Source organism: Streptomyces sp. NPDC050617 (assembly GCF_040654795.1).
Lineage (GTDB): Bacteria > Actinomycetota > Actinomycetes > Streptomycetales > Streptomycetaceae > Streptomyces.
Genome location: NZ_JBFAIS010000017.1, coordinates 38,368 through 55,146, shown reverse-complemented (window position 1 = coordinate 55,146; position 16,779 = coordinate 38,368). Strand labels below are relative to the sequence as shown.

16 protein-coding genes are annotated in these 16,779 nt (G+C 73.5%); 8 read left to right on the top strand and 8 right to left on the bottom strand.

Translation table 11 applies throughout. From position 1 onward, the window contains the following. Positions 1–72: 72 nt before the first annotated feature. The 4 genes from AB0I49_RS22565 to AB0I49_RS22550 all read left to right on the top strand — a co-directional run bounded on the left by AB0I49_RS22565 (position 73) and on the right by AB0I49_RS22550 (position 2,808). Entirely contained in the window at positions 73–1,089 is a 1,017-nt protein-coding gene (locus AB0I49_RS22565) for a sigma-70 family RNA polymerase sigma factor (protein ID WP_363228826.1), read from the top strand. A gap of 231 nt (positions 1,090–1,320) precedes the next feature. Then, the gene (locus AB0I49_RS22560) at positions 1,321–1,566 is read left to right on the top strand and encodes a hypothetical protein (protein WP_363228825.1); all 246 of its coding nucleotides are present in this window, start codon (positions 1,321–1,323) and stop codon (positions 1,564–1,566) included. Between the two features lie 2 nt (positions 1,567–1,568). Beyond that, positions 1,569–1,781 carry a hypothetical protein gene (locus AB0I49_RS22555; protein ID WP_363228824.1) on the top strand — a complete coding sequence of 71 codons (213 nt, stop codon included), beginning with the start codon at positions 1,569–1,571 and terminating at the stop codon, positions 1,779–1,781. A gap of 241 nt (positions 1,782–2,022) precedes the next feature. Continuing rightward, complete coding sequence (locus AB0I49_RS22550; protein WP_363228823.1) at positions 2,023–2,808, top strand: VOC family protein; 786 nt, start codon at positions 2,023–2,025, stop codon at positions 2,806–2,808. Here AB0I49_RS22550 and AB0I49_RS22545 read toward each other — a convergent pair. Both AB0I49_RS22545 and AB0I49_RS22540 read right to left on the bottom strand, forming a co-directional pair. Next, a complete protein-coding gene (locus tag AB0I49_RS22545; protein ID WP_363228822.1) occupies positions 2,786–3,301 on the bottom strand; it encodes a hypothetical protein in 516 nt (171 codons plus the stop codon). The genes AB0I49_RS22550 and AB0I49_RS22545 overlap by 23 nt on opposite strands. Next, positions 3,298–4,746: a PLP-dependent aminotransferase family protein gene (locus AB0I49_RS22540; protein WP_363228821.1), complete on the bottom strand. Its 1,449-nt coding sequence runs from the start codon at positions 4,744–4,746 to the stop codon at positions 3,298–3,300. Before AB0I49_RS22540 ends, AB0I49_RS22545 begins: the two co-directional genes overlap by 4 nt. Between AB0I49_RS22540 and AB0I49_RS22535 the strand changes: the two genes are divergently transcribed. Beyond that, positions 4,745–5,656 (top strand): DMT family transporter, encoded by a 912-nt coding sequence (locus AB0I49_RS22535; protein WP_363228820.1) that lies wholly within the window; start codon positions 4,745–4,747, stop codon positions 5,654–5,656. The genes AB0I49_RS22540 and AB0I49_RS22535 overlap by 2 nt on opposite strands. A 227-nt stretch (positions 5,657–5,883) precedes the next feature. Then, positions 5,884–6,081: a DUF1918 domain-containing protein gene (locus AB0I49_RS22530; RefSeq protein ID WP_363228819.1), complete on the top strand. Its 198-nt coding sequence runs from the start codon at positions 5,884–5,886 to the stop codon at positions 6,079–6,081. Between the two features lie 199 nt (positions 6,082–6,280). On the opposite strand, the gene AB0I49_RS22525 is transcribed toward AB0I49_RS22530, so the two are convergent. After that, positions 6,281–7,516 carry a family 10 glycosylhydrolase gene (locus AB0I49_RS22525; protein ID WP_363228818.1) on the bottom strand — a complete coding sequence of 412 codons (1,236 nt, stop codon included), beginning with the start codon at positions 7,514–7,516 and terminating at the stop codon, positions 6,281–6,283. A 170-nt stretch (positions 7,517–7,686) separates the two neighbouring features. Between AB0I49_RS22525 and AB0I49_RS22520 the strand changes: the two genes are divergently transcribed. Both AB0I49_RS22520 and AB0I49_RS22515 read left to right on the top strand, forming a co-directional pair. After that, complete coding sequence (locus AB0I49_RS22520; RefSeq protein WP_363228817.1) at positions 7,687–8,544, top strand: 3-hydroxybutyryl-CoA dehydrogenase; 858 nt, start codon at positions 7,687–7,689, stop codon at positions 8,542–8,544. A gap of 232 nt (positions 8,545–8,776) precedes the next feature. Next, positions 8,777–9,034 carry a hypothetical protein gene (locus AB0I49_RS22515; RefSeq protein ID WP_363228816.1) on the top strand — a complete coding sequence of 86 codons (258 nt, stop codon included), beginning with the start codon at positions 8,777–8,779 and terminating at the stop codon, positions 9,032–9,034. 68 nt (positions 9,035–9,102) lie between these two features. Here AB0I49_RS22515 and AB0I49_RS22510 read toward each other — a convergent pair whose 3' ends face one another. From AB0I49_RS22510 to pheS, 5 genes are all read right to left on the bottom strand, one after another. Next, positions 9,103–9,633, bottom strand: coding sequence for an NUDIX hydrolase (locus tag AB0I49_RS22510; RefSeq protein WP_363228815.1), 531 nt, complete (start codon positions 9,631–9,633; stop codon positions 9,103–9,105). Positions 9,634–9,679: 46 nt separating this feature from the next. Further along, positions 9,680–11,017 (bottom strand): transcriptional regulator, encoded by a 1,338-nt coding sequence (locus AB0I49_RS22505; RefSeq protein ID WP_363228814.1) that lies wholly within the window; start codon positions 11,015–11,017, stop codon positions 9,680–9,682. A 312-nt stretch (positions 11,018–11,329) separates the two neighbouring features. Further along, entirely contained in the window at positions 11,330–12,559 is a 1,230-nt protein-coding gene (locus tag AB0I49_RS22500) for a PP2C family protein-serine/threonine phosphatase (RefSeq protein WP_363228813.1), read from the bottom strand. 535 nt (positions 12,560–13,094) lie between these two features. Then, positions 13,095–15,623: a phenylalanine--tRNA ligase subunit beta gene (gene pheT, locus AB0I49_RS22495; protein ID WP_363228812.1), complete on the bottom strand. Its 2,529-nt coding sequence runs from the start codon at positions 15,621–15,623 to the stop codon at positions 13,095–13,097. Beyond that, the gene (gene pheS / locus AB0I49_RS22490; protein WP_363228811.1) at positions 15,623–16,759 is read right to left on the bottom strand and encodes a phenylalanine--tRNA ligase subunit alpha; all 1,137 of its coding nucleotides are present in this window, start codon (positions 16,757–16,759) and stop codon (positions 15,623–15,625) included. The genes pheT and pheS overlap by 1 nt, the downstream gene beginning before the upstream one ends. Between the last annotated feature and the right edge of the window lie 20 nt (positions 16,760–16,779).

Genomic DNA, 16,779 nt, shown 5'->3' with positions numbered 1-16,779 from the left:
GATCTCGCTCGTCACATCCACCGGGGTGTGACCGTCACAGTGCTGACGGATCGCGACAGGAGAATGTGACTGATGCACGAGAACGACTTTCCGACGGACCGCTTGCCGGGGGACCGCTGGTCGGCAGACCGCTTGCCGGGGGACCGCTCGCCGACGGACCGCCTTCTGACCGACCACGTTCTTGAGGACCGCTTTCTGGCCGACCGCTTTCTTGCGGACCTCTTCGAGACGCACCGCGGCCGGCTGCGGGCGGTGGCGTACCGGATGCTCGGCTCGCTGGCCGAGGCGGACGACGCCGTGCAGGAGACCTGGCTGCGGCTGCACCGCTCCGACACCGGCGACGTGGCGAACCTCGGCGGGTGGCTGACGACCGTCGTCGGCCGGGTGTGCCTGGACATGCTGCGTACGCGCGCCTCGCGGGGCGAGCGGCCGCTGGACGTACGGGTGCCCGACCCGGTGGTGAGCGGCCCTGACGGGCCCGATCCCGAGCACCAGGCGCTGCTGGCCGACTCCGTCGGGCTCGCGCTGCTGGTCGTCCTCGAAACGCTGGGCCCCGCCGAACGGCTGGCCTTCGTCCTGCACGACATGTTCGCCGTGCCCTTCGACGAGATCGCGCCGATGGTCGGGCGCACCCCGGCCGCGGCGCGGCAGCTCGCCAGCCGGGCGCGCCGCCGGGTGCGGGGCACGGAAACGGCCCCCGACGCCGATCTCGCCCGTCAGCGGGAGGTCGTCGACGCGTTCCTCGCCGCCGCCCGGGACGGCGACTTCGACGCGCTGGTGGCGGTGCTCGACCCTGATGTCGTGCTGCGCGCGGACGCCGGCGCCGGCACCGGCGGTACGGCGGGCGGCTCGGGGGAGGTCCGGGGCGCGCGGTCGGTGGCGGGGCGGGCCCTCCTGTTCCGGCGGGCCTCCGCCCTCGATCCGCTGCCGGTGCTCGTCAACGGCGCCGCGGGGATCGTCTCGGTGCTGGACGGGCGGGCGGTGGCGGTCCTGGGCTTCACGGTCGCGCGGGGGAAGGTCGTGGAAATCGATATCCTCGCCGACCCCGAGCGGCTGCGCCTGCTCGATCCGGCCACCCTGGAGAACTGACGGGCCGCCTGTCCTCTGCGCCCGCGGTGACAGCGGGCGCGCCTTTATTAGGCGTATCCGGATAGGAGAAACCCTCCATACGGACCGCGCGAACTGCGTGACTTCCTGGTGATAAATCCGGTGAATTCCGCATTCCTCTTGCCTGTCCTGAATCGGCCGGTGAGGCTTGCGTCCCGATCCGCGTCGCGGACGGGATTTCCGGTCAACAGACCGACGCAGGAGGAGAATCACATGGCATGGACTGCCGGAGGTGGCACCATCGCACCAGGTGCCACCCAGGAATGGACTTTCGACTGGGGCGGCAACGGCGATGTCGGCCCGCAATTGATCCAGGCGCACCCGCTGAACCCCAACGGGTTGCTGTACACCATTGAGATCGGCGAGGTGCTGGTGGGAGCCCACCTCTCCTACCGGGCCAGGGTCCGCAACGCCGGCCCCCTGACCGTCTCGTTCAACTGGCGTGGCGGGGGCGTGTGACCATGGCGAAGATTCAGGTACTGCTCGACGAAGCGGGCAATGTGCTGGGCACCGCGCAGCAGCCGAGCGCGAGCGAGGGCGAGGCCGCACCGGAGCAGGTGGGGCTCGTCGCGGGAGCCGGACAGCAACTGGCCGAAGTGGAGGTCGCGGACGAGCTGTTGGAAGGCTCCTCGGCCGATCTCTACGCACATCTCAAGCAGAATTTCCTGGGCTGACACCGGCTCGCACCGCCGGATGACCATACGCATTTCATGAACCACGTGAATCATGCGGTGAATAGGAAACATCCGCACCTGGTGACGCCGTAACGGACGCCCCGCGCTCGGCTTGTGAACGAGCGCGGGGCGTTCGCCGCGCCCGCCCTCGCCGACCGGGCGACGCCGCCCATCGAGGACAGAAGCTGTCCTGTTTCACCTCTACTGTCGTTCTCGTCCACGCGACCGGAGGAGACCGGCAATGAGTCACGTCACCGCCAACCAGCCCGACGGCACCCCGACTTGGATCGATCTGAACGTCCCCGATCTGCGACGCGCCCTGGACTTCTACGCCGCGCTGTTCGGCTGGGAGTACACGGCCGGAACGCCGGAGACCGGGCACTACACCACCTGCCTGCTGCACGGCCGCCCGGTCGCCGGAATCCTGTCGGCGCCCGTGCCCGGCGCCGTCCGCCGCGCCTGGGACGTGTACTTCGCCACCGCGGACTGCGACGGCACGGCGGAGCGCGTCACCGCCGCGGGCGGCGCCCTCGTCGAGGAGCCGACGAACATCGCGAAGCAGGGGCGCGCGGCCATGGCCGTGGATCCGACCGGCGCCCGGTTCGGCCTCTGGCAGGGCCGCGCGCACCTCGGCTGCCAGATCGTCAACGAGCCCGGCGCGCTCGTCCGCAACGACCTGGTCACCCCGGACCCCGAGACCGCCCGCGCCTTCTACACCTCGGTGTTCGACTTCACGCTCGACGCCAACGAGGACCTTCCGGACCTGGACTTCACCTTCCTGCGCCGCCCGGACGGCCATGAGATCGGCGGCATCTTCGGCCTCCCCGAAGCCCCGGGATCCGCCTCCGCCGCCTCCGCCTGGGCGACCGTCTTCGAGGTCGCGGACACCGATGAGACGGTGCGGCGGGCCCGGGCGGCGGGCGGCGCGTCCGAGGAGCCGCAGGACAATCCGTACGGCCGGATCGCGACGGTCACCGACCCCTTCGGCACGGAGTTCTCGGTCATCACGAGGTTCCCGGCCGCCTGAGGAACGCGGCCGGCCCCCGCCGCCGGTCCCGGCCGATCGCCTTCCGGACAGGGGCGGCCGTCGCGACGACGAAGATCCCGAACAGGGTGATCGGCAGCAGCCCGACCGGGCGCAGCAGCCACGCGGGGTCTTCGCGCAGCCAGCGCCAGTTGATGACCCAGTTGCCCGCGACGTCCGTCGCCATCACCGCCGCCGCCAGCGGCGGCCCCCAGGTCCGTACGAGCAACGCCCCCGCCACGGCCAGCGGGTCGAGGACGACCAGGCTCAGGAAGTAGAGCTGCAGCGGCGCCGGCCCGAAGGAGGCGTAGACGTGGACGCCGCCGCGCACGATGTCGGCGAGGTGCGCGCAGGCCCCTTCGGCGAAGCCGAGCGCGTAGACGACGAGCGTCCACCGCACCCACCTCGGATGCCCGCCCCACCGCTGCCGCCACCACCCGTCCCCCGTCCCGGCGCCCTGATCCGAGCGCTCCCCCGGCCCGTTCCGCAGGCTCATGCCAGGACTTCCGCGCAGGCCGTACGGAGCCGGGCCGCGCCCTCCGCCAGTTCGGCGGGGCCGGCCGCCGCGGCGAAGCTCAGCCGGAGATACGCGCCGGTCGCCTCGGCGGCGAAGTACGGGCGGCCGGGGGCCGTCGCGACGCCCGCCCGGAGCGCGGCGGCCAGCAGCGCGTTCTCGTCCGTGCCGTCGGGCAGCCGCAGCCACAAGAAGCAGCCGCCTGAAGGGACATGATCGACCGTCACCTCCGGCAGCTCCTGGCGCACCGCGGTGAGCAGCGCCTCGCGCCGGGCCCGCAACTGGGCGGCGACGGTGCGCAGATGGCGCGGCCAGGCGGGCGAGCCGACGAGTTCGAGGACGGCTTCCTGCAAGGGGCGCGGGACGAAGAAGCTGTCCACGACCTGGGTGTCGCGCAGCCGCTCCAGGGCCGGGCCGCGGGCGACGAGGGCGCCCACCCGCATGCTGGGCGAGGTGACCTTGGTCAGCGAGGCGACGTGGACGACGATGCCGTCGGGGTCGTCCGCGCAGAGCGTGGGCGGCAGCGGCGGCGCCCCCTCGTGGACGAGGCGGCGCGCGAAGTCGTCCTCGACGACGAACGCCCCGGCCGCGCGGGCGGCCTGGACGACCTCGCGCCGCCGCTCCGCGCCGAGCATGGTGCCGGTCGGGTTCTGGAACAGCGGCTGGCAGACGAAGACGCGGGCGCCGCTCGCCCGGAACGCGGCGGCGAGCAGGTCGGTCCGTACGCCCTGGGCGTCGACCGGTACGGGCACCGGCCGTTGGCCGCAGGCGCGGGCGGCGGCGAGCACGCCGGGGTAGGTCGGGGACTCCACGAGCACGGGCGCGCCGGGCGGTGCGAGGGCGCGCAGGGCCACGGTCAGGGCGCTCTGGCCGCCGGCGGTGACGAGCACGTCGCCGGCGGCGACGGCGCCCGCCGGGCCGCCGATCTCGCGGGCGAACCAGGCCCGCAGCTCGCCGACGCCGTCGACCGGCGGCCGGTCCCACGCGCCGGGGCGGCGGCCGGCCCGCGCGAGGGCCGCGGACATGGCGCGCTCGGGCTGGAGGTCGGAGTGGAGGTAGCCGCCGTTGAGCTCGATGGCGCCGGGCGGCGGCACGGCGAGCGTGGCCAGCACCCCGGAGGCGCCGATGGAGCGCGGTATGTACTCGCCGCCGGTCTCGGCGCTGAGGGCCACCTCCTGCCAGGAGGTGTCGCCGGCGCGCCGCCCGCCGCTGTGCGGCCGGGCGGCCCGGTAGGCGCCGGCGCCGGGCCGGGTGACGACGAGCCCTTCGGCGGCGAGGGCGGCGAGCGCGCGGGTGACGGTCACGGGGCTGACGTGGAACCGCTCGACCAGCGCCCGACTGGACGGCAGCTTCTCACCTTCGCGATAGCGGTTGAGTTCATCGCGGAGGACTTGGGCCAGTTCAGCGACGCTGTTACGCTCGTGCATGACAGTACAAGATAGCGCTACTCGTCCAATTGCGATAGCAGTGAGCGGCGGCACCGTGCTCGCCGCCCTCGGGGTCGCCGCCTTCTCCCTCACCTTTCCCGCCACCGCCTGGGCCCTCGAAGGGCTCGGCCCGTGGTCCACGGTCGGCGCCCGGACCGCGCTGACCTCCCTCATCGCGATCGTCGCCCTGGCCGCGCGGCGCGTGCCGCCGCCCGCCCGCCGGCACTGGGGCGGGCTCCTCGTCGTCGCCGCCGGGGTGGTCGTCGGCTACCCGATACTGACCACGCTGGCCCTGGAGACGTCCACGTCGTCGCACGCCGCCGTGGTGGTGGGCCTGCTGCCGGTGACCACGGCCGCGTACTCGGCGCTGCGCACGGGGACGCGGCACTCGCGTACGTACTGGGGCGCGGCGCTGGCCGGGGCGGCCGTCGTCATCGCGTTCGCCCTCCAGCAGAGCGGCGGGGCCCTCTCGACGGCGGACCTCTATCTCTTCGCGGCCCTGCTGATCTGCGCGGCGGGCTACGCGGAGGGCGGCCGGCTGGCGCGGGAGATGCCGGGGTGGCAGGTCATCGGCTGGGCCCTGGTCCCGTGCCTGCCGGTGGGCCTGGCGTGCTCCGCCGTCGCGCTGTCCTTCGAACCGGCGCGTCTGACGGGGCACGTGGTGGCCGGGGTGGTGTGGCTGGCGGTGGGCTCGCACTGCTTCGGGCTCACGGTCTGGTACCGGGGCATGGCCGCCATCGGCGTCGCCAAGGCCAGCCAGCTCCAGCTCGCCCAGCCGCTCCTGACGCTCGTGGCGTCCGTGCTGCTGCTCGGCGAGCACCTGACCCCGGCGGCGCCGATCGCCGCCGTCGGGGTGCTGGTGTGCATCGTGGTGACGCAGCGCGCGAACAATCGTCCGGAGCGGGCGTGACGCGGCACCCGAGGCGCCGGGCGGAACCGGCGTCTCGCGGCGCGCCGAGCCGCCGCGACCGGCCCGGTCGCGGCGGCTCGGCGCCCCTCCGCGGCGGGCTGACCGGCGCTGTCCTGGCACAACGGCCCGAAGAGCCGATAGGCCCCGGCGTTCTCCTACCGAATACGCCTACGCCCCGTACAATTGCCGCCACTGACCGCATCCCTTCGGACGGAAGGTCGCCGCCGATGCGTGCGAGTGTGGGAGACCGGCTGGTGGTGCACGGCAGGATCGTGGGCCAGCACGACCGGGTCGTGGAGATCATCGAGGTGCTGGGCCCGGAAGGCGCCCCGCCCTACCGGGTCCGCGCCGAGGACGGGCACGAGGCGATCATGTCGCCGGGCCCGGACTCGGTCGTCCGGCACACGAACGAGCCGCAGCCGTAGGCCCTGTCGTCGAAATCCCGTCGTTCGCCCGGAGGGCGGGCTCCGCGGCGTCTGGTGCGTGCTCTCGCAAGGCGGAGGGTCATCCCTGTACTGGACGTACCGGGATGAACCCGACAACGCGGCGAGAGTGCGTGCCAGGCGTCGCGGAGCAGGCGGGATTTTGACGACAGGGCCTGGGCCGGGGCCGCGCCGCCCCGGTTCAGCGGGGCGGCCGCACCCGGTGCGGATAGTGGTCGGCGACCACTCGGGCCATCGCCCCGATCCGGTCGGCGACCACGTCCCGCGCGGTGAAGAAGACATTGCCGCGCACCTCCGGATACCGCCGGTCGAAGGTGAGGTGGCGGGAGAGCTCCGCCGGGTCCTGCCAGGGGGCGGGCTGCGCCGGATCGCCCGCCTTGTAGAGCGCCTCGCCGATGTAGAGGTGCACGCCGGTGCCGCGTACGGTCGCGGCCCACCAGGGCACGAGCTTGGCGTAGTCGGCGACGGCGAAGCCGATGTGCCAGTAGACCTGCGGGACGATGTAGTCGATCCAGCCCTCCAGGACCCACTTGCGGGTGTCGGCGCACAGGTCGTCGTAGGTCTGCACGCCGGCGCGGGTGTCCGAGCCGAGCGGGTCGGTGGCGCGGTTGCGCCATACCGCGAAGGGGCTGATGCCCAGCCGCGCGCGGCTGCCGCTCCGCCTGATCCGCTGCCCCGTCTCGCGCACCAGGCGGTCGATGTTGTCCCGCCGCCACGCGCCCCGGTCGGGGAAGTCCGCGCCGTGCCGCGCGTACGCGGCGTCGTCGTCGAAGACCTGGCCGGCGACGGGATAGGGGTAGAAGTAGTCGTCGAAGTGGACGCCGTCGACGTCGTAGCGGTCCACGGCGTCCAGCATCGCGTCCTCGACGAAGCGCCGGACCTCGGGCAGGCCGGGGTTGTAGTAGAGCTTGCCGCCGTAGGGCACCGCCCAGTCCGGGTGCAGCCGCACGGGGTGGCTCGCCGCGAGCTTGGCCGGGTCGGTGTGGTTGGCGACGCGGTACGGGTTGAACCAGGCGTGCAGCTCCAGCTCGCGGGCGTGCGCCTCGCGGACGGCGAAGCCCAGCGGGTCCCAGCCGGGGTCCCGGCCCTGGGTGCCCGTGAGGTACTGCGACCACGGTTCGTACGGGGAGGGCCAGAAGGCGTCCGCGGTGGGCCGCACCTGGAGGACCACGGCGTTGAGCCGCCGCCGGACGGCCGTGTCGAGGAGGGCGAGCAACTCGGCGCGCTGCTGCGCGACGCCGAGGCCGGGCCGGGAGGGCCAGTCGAGGTTGGCGACGGTGGCGAGCCACATGCCGCGGAACTGCCGCGCCCCGCGCGCCTCGGCGCCGCCCTTCGCCACCGCGTCCCCGGCGCCGAGCAGCAGGGCCGCCGAGCCCGCCGCGGCCGCCGTGAATCCCCTTCGCGTGATACGTCCCATCTGGCGCCCCCTGACTGCCGACCGGGTCACACCGTCCGGTATCAGCATGCCCGCCCCGGGCCCGTCGGCACCGCTGGGCGCGGGGTAACGTCTGCGCGGAGGCGTCCGTCGGCACCCCGGCGGCCGGCCGGTCGATGAGGATCAGCGAAGGGCACGAGGTGACGGACACGATGGCCGATATTGCACGCGTCGGAGTGGTGGGCTGCGGCCAGATGGGCGCCGGCATCGCGGAGGTATGCGCCCGGTCGGGGCTGGAGGTCATGGTCGCGGAGACCACCGGCGAGGCCCTGGAGCTGGGCCGCACCCGGCTGGTCAACTCCCTCGCCAAGGCCGCCGAGCGCGGCAAGATGACCGTGGCGGAGCGGGACGCGACGCTGGATCGGCTGAGCTTCACGACGGATCTGGGCGAGTTCGCCGACCGGGATCTGGTCATCGAGGCCGTCGTCGAGAACGAGCAGGTCAAGACGGAGATCTTCCAGGTCCTCGACCAGGTGGTCACGCGCCCGGACGCCATCCTCGCCTCCAACACCTCCTCGATCCCGCTGGTGAAGCTGGCCGTCGCGACCTCCCGGCCGGACCAGGTCATCGGCATCCACTTCTTCAACCCGGCCCCGGTGCAGAAGCTCGTCGAGCTGATCCCCGCGCTGACCACCGGCGAGGAGACCATCCAGCGGGCCGAGGCGCTCGTGGGGGACGTGCTGGGCAAGCACGCGATCCGGGCGCAGGACCGTTCCGGCTTCGTCGTGAACGCCCTGCTCATCCCCTACCTGCTCTCCGCGATCCGGATGTTCGAGTCGGGCATCGCCAGCCGTGAGGACATCGACAACGGCATGGAGCTGGGGTGCGCGCACCCCATGGGACCGCTGCGGCTGTCCGACCTGATCGGCCTGGACACGGTCGCCTCGGTCGCGGACTCGATGTACCAGGAGTTCAAGGAGCCGCTGTACGCCGCTCCCCCGCTGCTCCAGCGGATGGTGGACGCGGGCCGGCTCGGCCGCAAGACGGGGTCGGGCTTCTACCCGTACTGACCGTAGCGGACGGCCGTACTGGGCAGCCGCGTCGAGCGGCCGTGTCCGGCGGCCGGATCCCGGCTGGTTTCAGCGGCGCGCGCCCCTTGTTCACACGGGGCGCGCGCCGCTGACCCGCGACTGCACCCCGCACACGCTCCCGCCCCGCCTGGCCGCGCGGTTGACTCGGTTCGCCGGCACACCCACGTCCGCCGGCCATTCCTCGGATGATCTCCCGGAAGGGGTACGGACCGTGACCACCGATCCCGAGCAGGCCGTAGTGTCGGCGGAGCTCGCGGAAATCCGTCGGGACCTAGAGGTGGGCATCGCCCGCATCGACGGCCAACTGGCTCTCCTCGCCCTGCGCGGCGATCAGAGCGAGCAGGATCTGAGCACAGCGAACGTGCACATCAGGGCGTTGGAGCACGGCCGCTGGCCGCTGCCGTCGCTGGCCGCGCTCACCGGCCTGGCCGCCCTGGCGATCGCCTTGTGGCAAGCGCTCGGCCGATGAGCGCGGGGTGCGCCGCACGGGGGTGGGGCGCGGTGCACGCCGGTTCGCTCCGGCGCGCCGAATGCCTTTCAGCCGAGCCGCATATGGTGCAGCAGCAGAAGAGCGGCCGCCATATTGGCGGCCGGGACCTCACCACGCGCGATCAGGTCGGGTACCAGTTTCAACGGCACCCACTCGCGCCGGTCCGATTCGAAGCCGTCCTCGGGCTCCCCGGTGTAGACGGCCTCCGGAGCCCAGTAGATGTGGTGCCGGGCGTCGGTGAGGCCGTTGGACGGCTCTACCGTCATGAGGTGCCGCAGCGCGCCCGGTCGCCACCCGGTCTCCTCCTCCATTTCGCGCGCTGCCGCGGATTCGATGCCCTCGCCGTCCTCGACGACCCCGGCGGCCAGCTCCCAGCCCCAGTTGTCGGTGATGAAGCGGTGCCGCCACAGCAAGAGGACTTCGTTGGCCTCGTTGACGACCGTGGCGGCCGCGACGGGCCGCAGCCGGATCAGATAGTGGTCGAGGTGAGCGCCGTCGGGGAGTTCGACGTCTGCGAGGTTGACCCGGAACCACCGGTTCTCGTACACGGTCTGCTCCCTGAGATTCTTCCAACGCACGTGTGTGCCACCTTCCGTTCAGGTGGCCACCTGCCCGGCATGGCCCTCACAGGGGTACGCGCAGCGCCCCGTCGATCATTTCGGCGGCCTCGGTCGTCGCCGCGCACCCGCTCTCGATCAGGTGCTCGCGCACCGCCCTCAGCCGGTCCCTCAGCCGTTGTGATTCCATTCCGCGTGCCTGCTCGGTCATCTCCCTGGCGGTGGCCACCGCCTTGTCCGCGTCTCCTTGACGCAGTTCGATGTGCGTGAGCATGGCGAGCCGGTGCACACGGCCCCGGTCGTGGGCCGGGGAGTCGACCGCCTGGTCCGCGTGGACCCGGGCGGGTTCGAGGTCGCCGAGGCTCAAAAGCGCCTCGGCGACCTGCACATTGACCAGGCCGGGCTGTACGTACCCGGTCTCGACGGGCTCCTGGCCGGGGCGGATCCGCTCGGCCGCGGCCTCGGCGCGCCGGATGCAGGCGAGCGCCCCGGCTCCGTCGCCGAGCCGGGCGTACGCCTTGGCCTGCATCGCGTACAGGTCGGCGGCGAGCGCCGGGGTGATGTGCGCCCCGACGGCCCGCAGCGCCGACTCCGCGAAGGCCACCCCTTGCCGGTACTCACGCAGGAACAGAGCCTGATTGACGAGCAGGGCGACGACGTACGCGCCGAGCCCGCGGTCCCCGCTGGCCTTGGCGAGCCGCAGCGCCTGGTGGAAGTAGCGCTGCGCGAGTCCGTGCGCGTCGGAGTCGTACGCGCAGATGCCGGCGACGGCGACCAGCCCGCCGGTCGCCCGGTGCAGTTGGCGGCCGGTGGCGTCGGTGTAGCTGCCCCGCAGCAGCGGCGCCGTCTCGAAGTTGAGGAAGCCCACGACGCGCGCCCGCGTCGCGACGCCGCCGGTCTTGCGGTACATCTGTTCGTAATGCGCGCGGGCCGCCCGCAGCATCTCGATATCGGCCATGGTGACGCGGGTGAGGCCGTGCCGGGAGACGTCCGAGTCCTCGGGCGGGTTCTCCCACTCCCAGACCGGGATGACGGCCGGGGTGCCCGTGACGGCCGGCGCGCTGACGACGTGCGGCCGCTGCTGTTCGTCGGAGCGCCACAGGGCGGTGGCCCGTTCCACGAATCCGGAGAGCGGGGTGCTGGGGGCGCGCGGACCGCCGGGGGTGCCGAGCCCGATGTCGTCGAGGGTCAGCGCGCGGTGCAGCCGCTCGCCGAGCACCTCGCAGATCAGGTCGGGCACCTGGCCGCGCGGCCGCTGTCCCTTCAACCACCGTGCCACGGCGGTGTGTTCGTAGCGGAGCGACAGTCCCCGGTTCCGGCCCGCCGCGTTGACATGGGCGGCCAGACCGGCGTGGGAGATCCCTGCCTCGTCCAGCAGTGCGTCGAGCAGTGCGTTGGGCTCCATCTGCCCTCCTCTCGGGGGCCCCGGCCCAGCGGCCGGGGGCGCGAACGGCGTCCGGGGGCCGCGGGTGCGCCGCGGCGCGCCCGCCGTGCTCCGGGAATCGGCAGGGTCCGGTGGCCGCGCTGGGCCGCGACAGCCGGGTGCGAGGTCCGTTCGTACACGAGGGGGGAGGAGCCGACGCGCCCTGTCGTTCCGCTCGGTGAGGTCAGCGTAATCGAGCGGTCCTCGCACGGGGTGTGAAGTTTTTCCGCCGGAATATGTCGCGTGGTGCGGCGTGATCCGCGTACTGCCGGGCCGGATCGGGGCGGCGCCGGGTCAGCCGCCGCACCGGCCGGAGCCCGCCAGGTGGACCACCCCCGACCCCGTCGGCACCCGCTGCCGGTCGTTGCGGACCACGAGGAGGGCGGCGTCGTCGGAGAGTTGACCGCCGGTGTGCCGCAGCAGCGCGGCCCGTACGCCCGCGATGACCTCCGCGGGGACGATGGGCGCGCTCCGCGCGGCGCGGGCGAGGGCGGGGCCGAGGGGGAAGAACGCGCCCGTCTCGTCGCGGGCGTCCTCCACCCCGTCGGTGTGCAGCACGAGCGCGTCGCCGGTCGGCAGCGGCACGCCGTGCCCGACGGGCAGTTCGGCGGGGAGCGGGAACATCCCGAGGGGCGGCATCGTCTCCCCCATCGTCTCGACGGTGACGCGGCCGCCGCTCCCGGGCCGGGCGTGCAGCCGGTACGGCCAGGGGTGCCCGCAGTTGAGCGCGGCGACCTCGCCGTCCGGCCGGACCTCCAGCAGCAGCACGGTCACGAACTCCTCGGCGGCCGGATGGTGGTCGCCCTCGCCGGCGGCCGGGGGCTCGGCTCTGGCCCGCTCCCGCAGGTGCCGTTGCAGGGCACGCTCCAACCGGCGCAGCACACCGCCGAGTTCGGCCTCGTAGTGCGCCGCTTCCCGGAAGCTGCCGAGCATCGCGGCGACCGTGCCGAGCGCGGTGAGCCCGTGGCCGCGCACGTCGCCCATGACGACCCGTACGCCGTAGGGGGTGGCGAGCGCCGCGTAGAGGTCGCCGCCGATCAACGCCCCCTCGCTGGCGGAGAGATGGCCGGCCGCGAGGGCCAGCCCGTCGAGCCGCGACGGCGGGCTGCACAGCAGCGCCTCCTGCGCGGTGGCCGCCACCTCGCGGGCGCGGGCCAGCTCCGCGGTCAGCCGGCGGCGGCGGGCCGCGGCCAGCCAGCCGGCGCCGACGACGGCGAGGATCGCGCAGCAGGCGCCCAGTCTGCTGATGAGTTCGCCGCCGCTGACGGGCCCCAGCGGCACCAGCGGCACGAGGGCGAACAGCACGCACGCGCCGCCCAGGCCCAGGCACTGCCGGCGGCCGGTGCCGGCGCAGGCGATGGCCGGGGCGACCGCGAGGAACTGGACGGACTGCGCGCCGGACGAGGACAGCACGTCCCAGGCGAGCACGCCCAGCACCCACAGGCCGGGCAGCACGAAGACGAACAACCGTCGGCGGCGCGCCGCCCTCGGCCGCGCGCCGGCCGCCGTTCCATTACCGATCATGGTCGGCCCCCCTGGCAGCCAATGATGCGGTCGCCCGGACCCGGGTCCCCTCGCCGGGCCCCCGTATGCCCCGCGGCGCGCGGCACGCGCTCCCACGGCGTTCTCGGGTCCACCCCGTACGCCCGTACGGGGATGAGCCTCCGCCTTGCGAGAGCACGCGCCGTTCGCCGCGGGGTCCGTCCTTCGGACGGACGACGGGGTTCGACGACAGGGCCTGGAAGACCGATGGTTCAGCCCGGTGCGGGCCAGGACGACCCGCACGATTCTTGCGACCGTACGCGTCCATGTGACCACTTGGCGTAGAGATCTCACCCGATCGGGTGAGCTGTACGAGCGGGTTCGCGCGCGCGAAACGTCACGTTCCGTCGGTCGCGGGCCGGAGCGCCGGGCGCTCCACGGCGCTCAGGTGCGCTGTTCCCCGGCGTCCGAGGGCGGACGGCGGCGCGCCCCACGCGCGAGGGGCGCACCCGGCGGACCGGATGCGCCCCTCAGAGCCTGTGCGCAGTAGCCGCGCAGCGCGGTGTCACGCGCGACGTCACGCCCCGCGCAGCACCGCGCCCGTCCGCTCCAGCGCCGAGGCGACGGCCGCGTCGCGCGCGGCGGTGGCCTCCTCCGCGGTCAGGGTGCGGTCCGCCGCGCGGAAGCGCAGCGCGTAGGCCAGGGACTTCCTGCCCTCGCCGAGCTGCTCGCCGGTGAAGACGTCGAACAGTCGCAGCGATTCGAGGAGTTCGCCCGCGCCCGCGCGCAGCGCCGACTCGACGTCGGCCGCGGCGACCCGGTCGTCGACGACCAGCGCGACGTCCTGGGTGGCCACCGGGAACGTGGAGACGTGCGGGGCGCGCACCACGCCCGTACCGGCCTGCTCCAGGCGGTCCAGGTCGATCTCCATCGCGCAGGTGCGCTCGGGCAGGCCCAGCGCCTTGACCACGCGGGGGTGCAGCTCACCGGCGTTGCCGACGAGCACCTCCGCGCCGTCCACGACGGCGAGCAGCACGGCGCAGCGGCCCGGGTGGAACGGCGCGTGCTGGTCCTGACGGACGATCAGCTCGACGCCCGCCTCGCGGGCGACGGTGCGGCCCGCCTCGATGGCGTCCGCCCACGTCGCGGGGCGGCCCTTGCCCCACCAGCCGGCCTGCTCGCGCGCACCGGCGAGCACCACTGCGGCCCGGCGCGGCTGCGCGGGCAGCGCGGCGTTCAGGGCGGCGATCTCCTCGTCGGTGGGGCGGCGGTCGACGGGCAGCCGGACCGCGGGCGCCTCGTGGCCGGTGGGCCGGAAGACCAGCCCGGTCTCGAAGAGCGCGAGGTCGTGCTCGCCGCGGCCGTCGTTGCGGCGCAGGGCGGTGAGCAGCCCCGGCAGCAGCGTGGTGCGCAGCGCCGGCTCGCTCTCGGAGAGCGGGTTGACCAGCCGGATCACGGTGCGGCGCGGGTCGTCGGCCTCCAGTCCCAGCTGGTCGAGGACGTCCTCGCCCAGGAAGGGGTAGTTGAGCGCCTCGACGAACCCGGCGCCGGCCAGCGCGCGGCCGACCCGGCGGTGCAGCCGCTGCCGCTCGGTCAGCCCGCGGCCGGCGGGCGGCTGCGGCAGCGTGGAGGGCAGGTTCTCGTAGCCCTCCAGCCGGATGACCTCTTCGGCGAGGTCGTTCGGGTCGCCGAGGTCGGGCCGCCAGCTGGGCACGGTGACGACGAGCTCGTCCTGCCCGTAGACGTCGCAGCCGACCTCCTGGAGGCGGCGCACGACGGTCTCCCGGCCGTACTCCACGCCCGCCACCCGGTCCGGGTGGTTCGCGGCGATGCTGATGGTGCGGGGTCCGCTGGGCGCGACGACCTCGGTGACGCCGGCCTCGGCGGTGCCGCCCGCGAGCAGCACCATCAGGTCGACGGTGCGCTGCGCGGCCGCGGACGTGGCGTTCGGGTCGACGCCGCGCTCGAAGCGCCGGGCCGCCTCGGAGGACAGCTTGTGGCGGCGGGCCGTACGGGCGATGGAGAGCGCGTCGAAGTGCGCGGCCTCCACCACGATGTCGGTGGTGCCCCTGCTCTCGCCGGTCTCGGGGTCGCCGGTGACGTCCGCGATCTCGGTGTCGGCCCCGCCCATGACGCCGGCGAGCCCGATGGGGCCGCTGTCGTCGGTGATGACGAGGTCGTCGGCGTCCAGGACGCGCTGGGCGCCGTCGAGGGTGGTGAGCTTCTCCCCCTGCTGGGCGCGGCGCACGCCGATCGGCCCGTCGAGCCGGGACCGGTCGTAGGCGTGCAGCGGCTGGCCGAGTTCGAGCATCACGTAGTTGGTGACGTCGACGGCGAGCGAGATCGGGCGCATGCCGGCCTTCTGGAGGCGGCGCTGGAGCCAGATCGGGGAGCGGGCGTCGGGGTCGAGCCCGGTGACGGTGCGCGCGGTGAAGCGGTCGCAGCCGGCCGGGTCCGAGATTTTCACGAGGTAGCCGTACGAGTTGGGCGGCGGCACGTCGAGGAGGGCCGGGTCGCGCAGCGGCAGCCCGTAGGCGATGGCGGCCTCGCGGGCGACGCCGCGCAGGGAGAGGCAGTCGCCGCGGTTGGCGGTGACGGCGATGTCCAGGACCTCGTCGACCAGTTCGAGCAGCGCGATGGCGTCGGTGCCGACCTCGTACTCCGGCGGCAGCACGATGATGCCGCCGGTGCCGTCGTCGCCCATGTCGAGCTCGTCGCCGGAGCAGATCATGCCGTGCGAGACCTTGCCGTACGTCTTGCGCGCGGCGATCTTGAAGTCGCCGGGCAGCACGGCGCCGGGCAGCACGACGACGACCTTGTCGCCGACCGCGAAGTTGCGGGCGCCGCAGACGATCTCCTGCGGCTCGCCGGTGCCGTTGGCCGTGCCGACGTCGACCGTGCAGAAGCGGATGGGCTTCTTGAAGCCCTCCAGCTCCTCGATGGTCAGCACCTTGCCGACGACCAGCGGGCCCTTGAGGCCGGCGCCGAGCTGCTCGACGGTCTCGACCTCAAGACCGGTGGCGACGAGCTTGGCCTGCACGTCGCGGCCGGTCTCGGCGGCCGGCAGGTCGACGTACTCGCGCAGCCAGGAAAGCGGGATACGCATCAGATCTCCATCCCGAACGGCCTGGTGAAGCGCACGTCACCCTCGATCATGTCTCGCATGTCCTCCACGCTGTGGCGGAACATCAGCATCCGCTCAATACCGAATCCGAAGGCGAAGCCGCTGTACTTCCGCGGGTCCACGCCGCAGGCGGTCAGCACCCGCGGGTTGACCATGCCGCAGCCGCCCAGCTCGATCCAGCCCTCGCTGCCGCACGTGCGGCAGGGGCGGTCGGGGTCCCCGACCGAGGCGCCGCGGCAGACGTAGCACTCCATGTCCATCTCGGCGGACGGCTCGGTGAACGGGAAGTAGTTCGGCCGCAGCCGGGTGGACATCCCTTCCCCGAAGAGCGCCCGCACCATGTGGTCCAGGGTGCCCTTGAGGTCGGCCATGGTCAGGCCCTCGTCGATGGCGAGCAGCTCGACCTGATGGAAGACCGGGGTGTGGGTGGCGTCCAGCTCGTCCGTGCGGAACGTACGCCCCGGGCAGACGACGTAGATGGGCGGCTCACGGTCGATCATCGAGCGGATCTGCACCGGCGAGGTGTGCGTGCGCAGCACGACGCCGGACTCCTCGCCCGCGGGCCCCTCGGCGCCGTCGGCCGTCCGCACGAAGAACGTGTCCTGCATCTCGCGCGCGGGGTGGTCCGGCGGAAAGTTCAGCGCGTCGAAGTTGAACCACTCGGCCTCGGCCTCGGGCCCCTCGGCGACCTCGTAGCCCATCGCGACGAAGACGTCCTCGATGCGCTCGGAGAGCGTCGTGATCGGGTGCCGGGCGCCGGCGAGGGCGCGGTCGTGCGGCAGCGTGACGTCCACCGCCTCCTCGACCAGCACACGCGCGTCGCGCTCCGCCTCCAGCTCCTCCTGGCGGGCCGCGAACGCCTTGTTCACCGCGGCGCGGGCCTGGCCGACCCGCTTCCCCGCGTCCGCCTTGGCGTGCGGCGGCAGCGCGCCGATCTCGCGGTTGGCGAGGGCCAGCGGCGAGCGGTCGCCGCTGTGGGCGGACTTCACCTCGCGCAGGGCGTCGAGGTCGGCGGCCGCGGCGATCGCGGCTACCGCCTCGTCGCGCATCCGCTCGATCTCTTCCGGTTTCAGGGCCTCGACCTCGACCGGGTCATACGACTTATTGGGTGCGGACATCTCTTCCCGTGCTTCCGATT

Bases quoted from the DNA above. Each gene is read 5' to 3' on its own strand.
- AB0I49_RS22540 (WP_363228821.1), bottom strand. From the start codon at position 4,746: ATGCACGAGCGTAACAGCGTCGCTGAACTGGCCCAAGTCCTCCGCGAT.
- pheT (WP_363228812.1), bottom strand. From the start codon at position 15,623: ATGCGTATCCCGCTTTCCTGGCTGCGCGAGTACGTCGACCTGCCGGCC.
- AB0I49_RS22565 (WP_363228826.1), top strand. From the start codon at position 73: ATGCACGAGAACGACTTTCCGACGGACCGCTTGCCGGGGGACCGCTGG.
- AB0I49_RS22535 (WP_363228820.1), top strand. From the start codon at position 4,745: ATGACAGTACAAGATAGCGCTACTCGTCCAATTGCGATAGCAGTGAGC.
- AB0I49_RS22500 (WP_363228813.1), bottom strand. From the start codon at position 12,559: ATGATCGGTAATGGAACGGCGGCCGGCGCGCGGCCGAGGGCGGCGCGC.
- AB0I49_RS22545 (WP_363228822.1), bottom strand. From the start codon at position 3,301: ATGAGCCTGCGGAACGGGCCGGGGGAGCGCTCGGATCAGGGCGCCGGG.
- AB0I49_RS22530 (WP_363228819.1), top strand. From the start codon at position 5,884: ATGCGTGCGAGTGTGGGAGACCGGCTGGTGGTGCACGGCAGGATCGTG.
- AB0I49_RS22525 (WP_363228818.1), bottom strand. From the start codon at position 7,516: ATGGGACGTATCACGCGAAGGGGATTCACGGCGGCCGCGGCGGGCTCG.
- AB0I49_RS22520 (WP_363228817.1), top strand. From the start codon at position 7,687: ATGGCCGATATTGCACGCGTCGGAGTGGTGGGCTGCGGCCAGATGGGC.
- AB0I49_RS22555 (WP_363228824.1), top strand. From the start codon at position 1,569: ATGGCGAAGATTCAGGTACTGCTCGACGAAGCGGGCAATGTGCTGGGC.
- AB0I49_RS22550 (WP_363228823.1), top strand. From the start codon at position 2,023: ATGAGTCACGTCACCGCCAACCAGCCCGACGGCACCCCGACTTGGATC.
- pheS (WP_363228811.1), bottom strand. From the start codon at position 16,759: ATGTCCGCACCCAATAAGTCGTATGACCCGGTCGAGGTCGAGGCCCTG.
- AB0I49_RS22505 (WP_363228814.1), bottom strand. From the start codon at position 11,017: ATGGAGCCCAACGCACTGCTCGACGCACTGCTGGACGAGGCAGGGATC.
- AB0I49_RS22560 (WP_363228825.1), top strand. From the start codon at position 1,321: ATGGCATGGACTGCCGGAGGTGGCACCATCGCACCAGGTGCCACCCAG.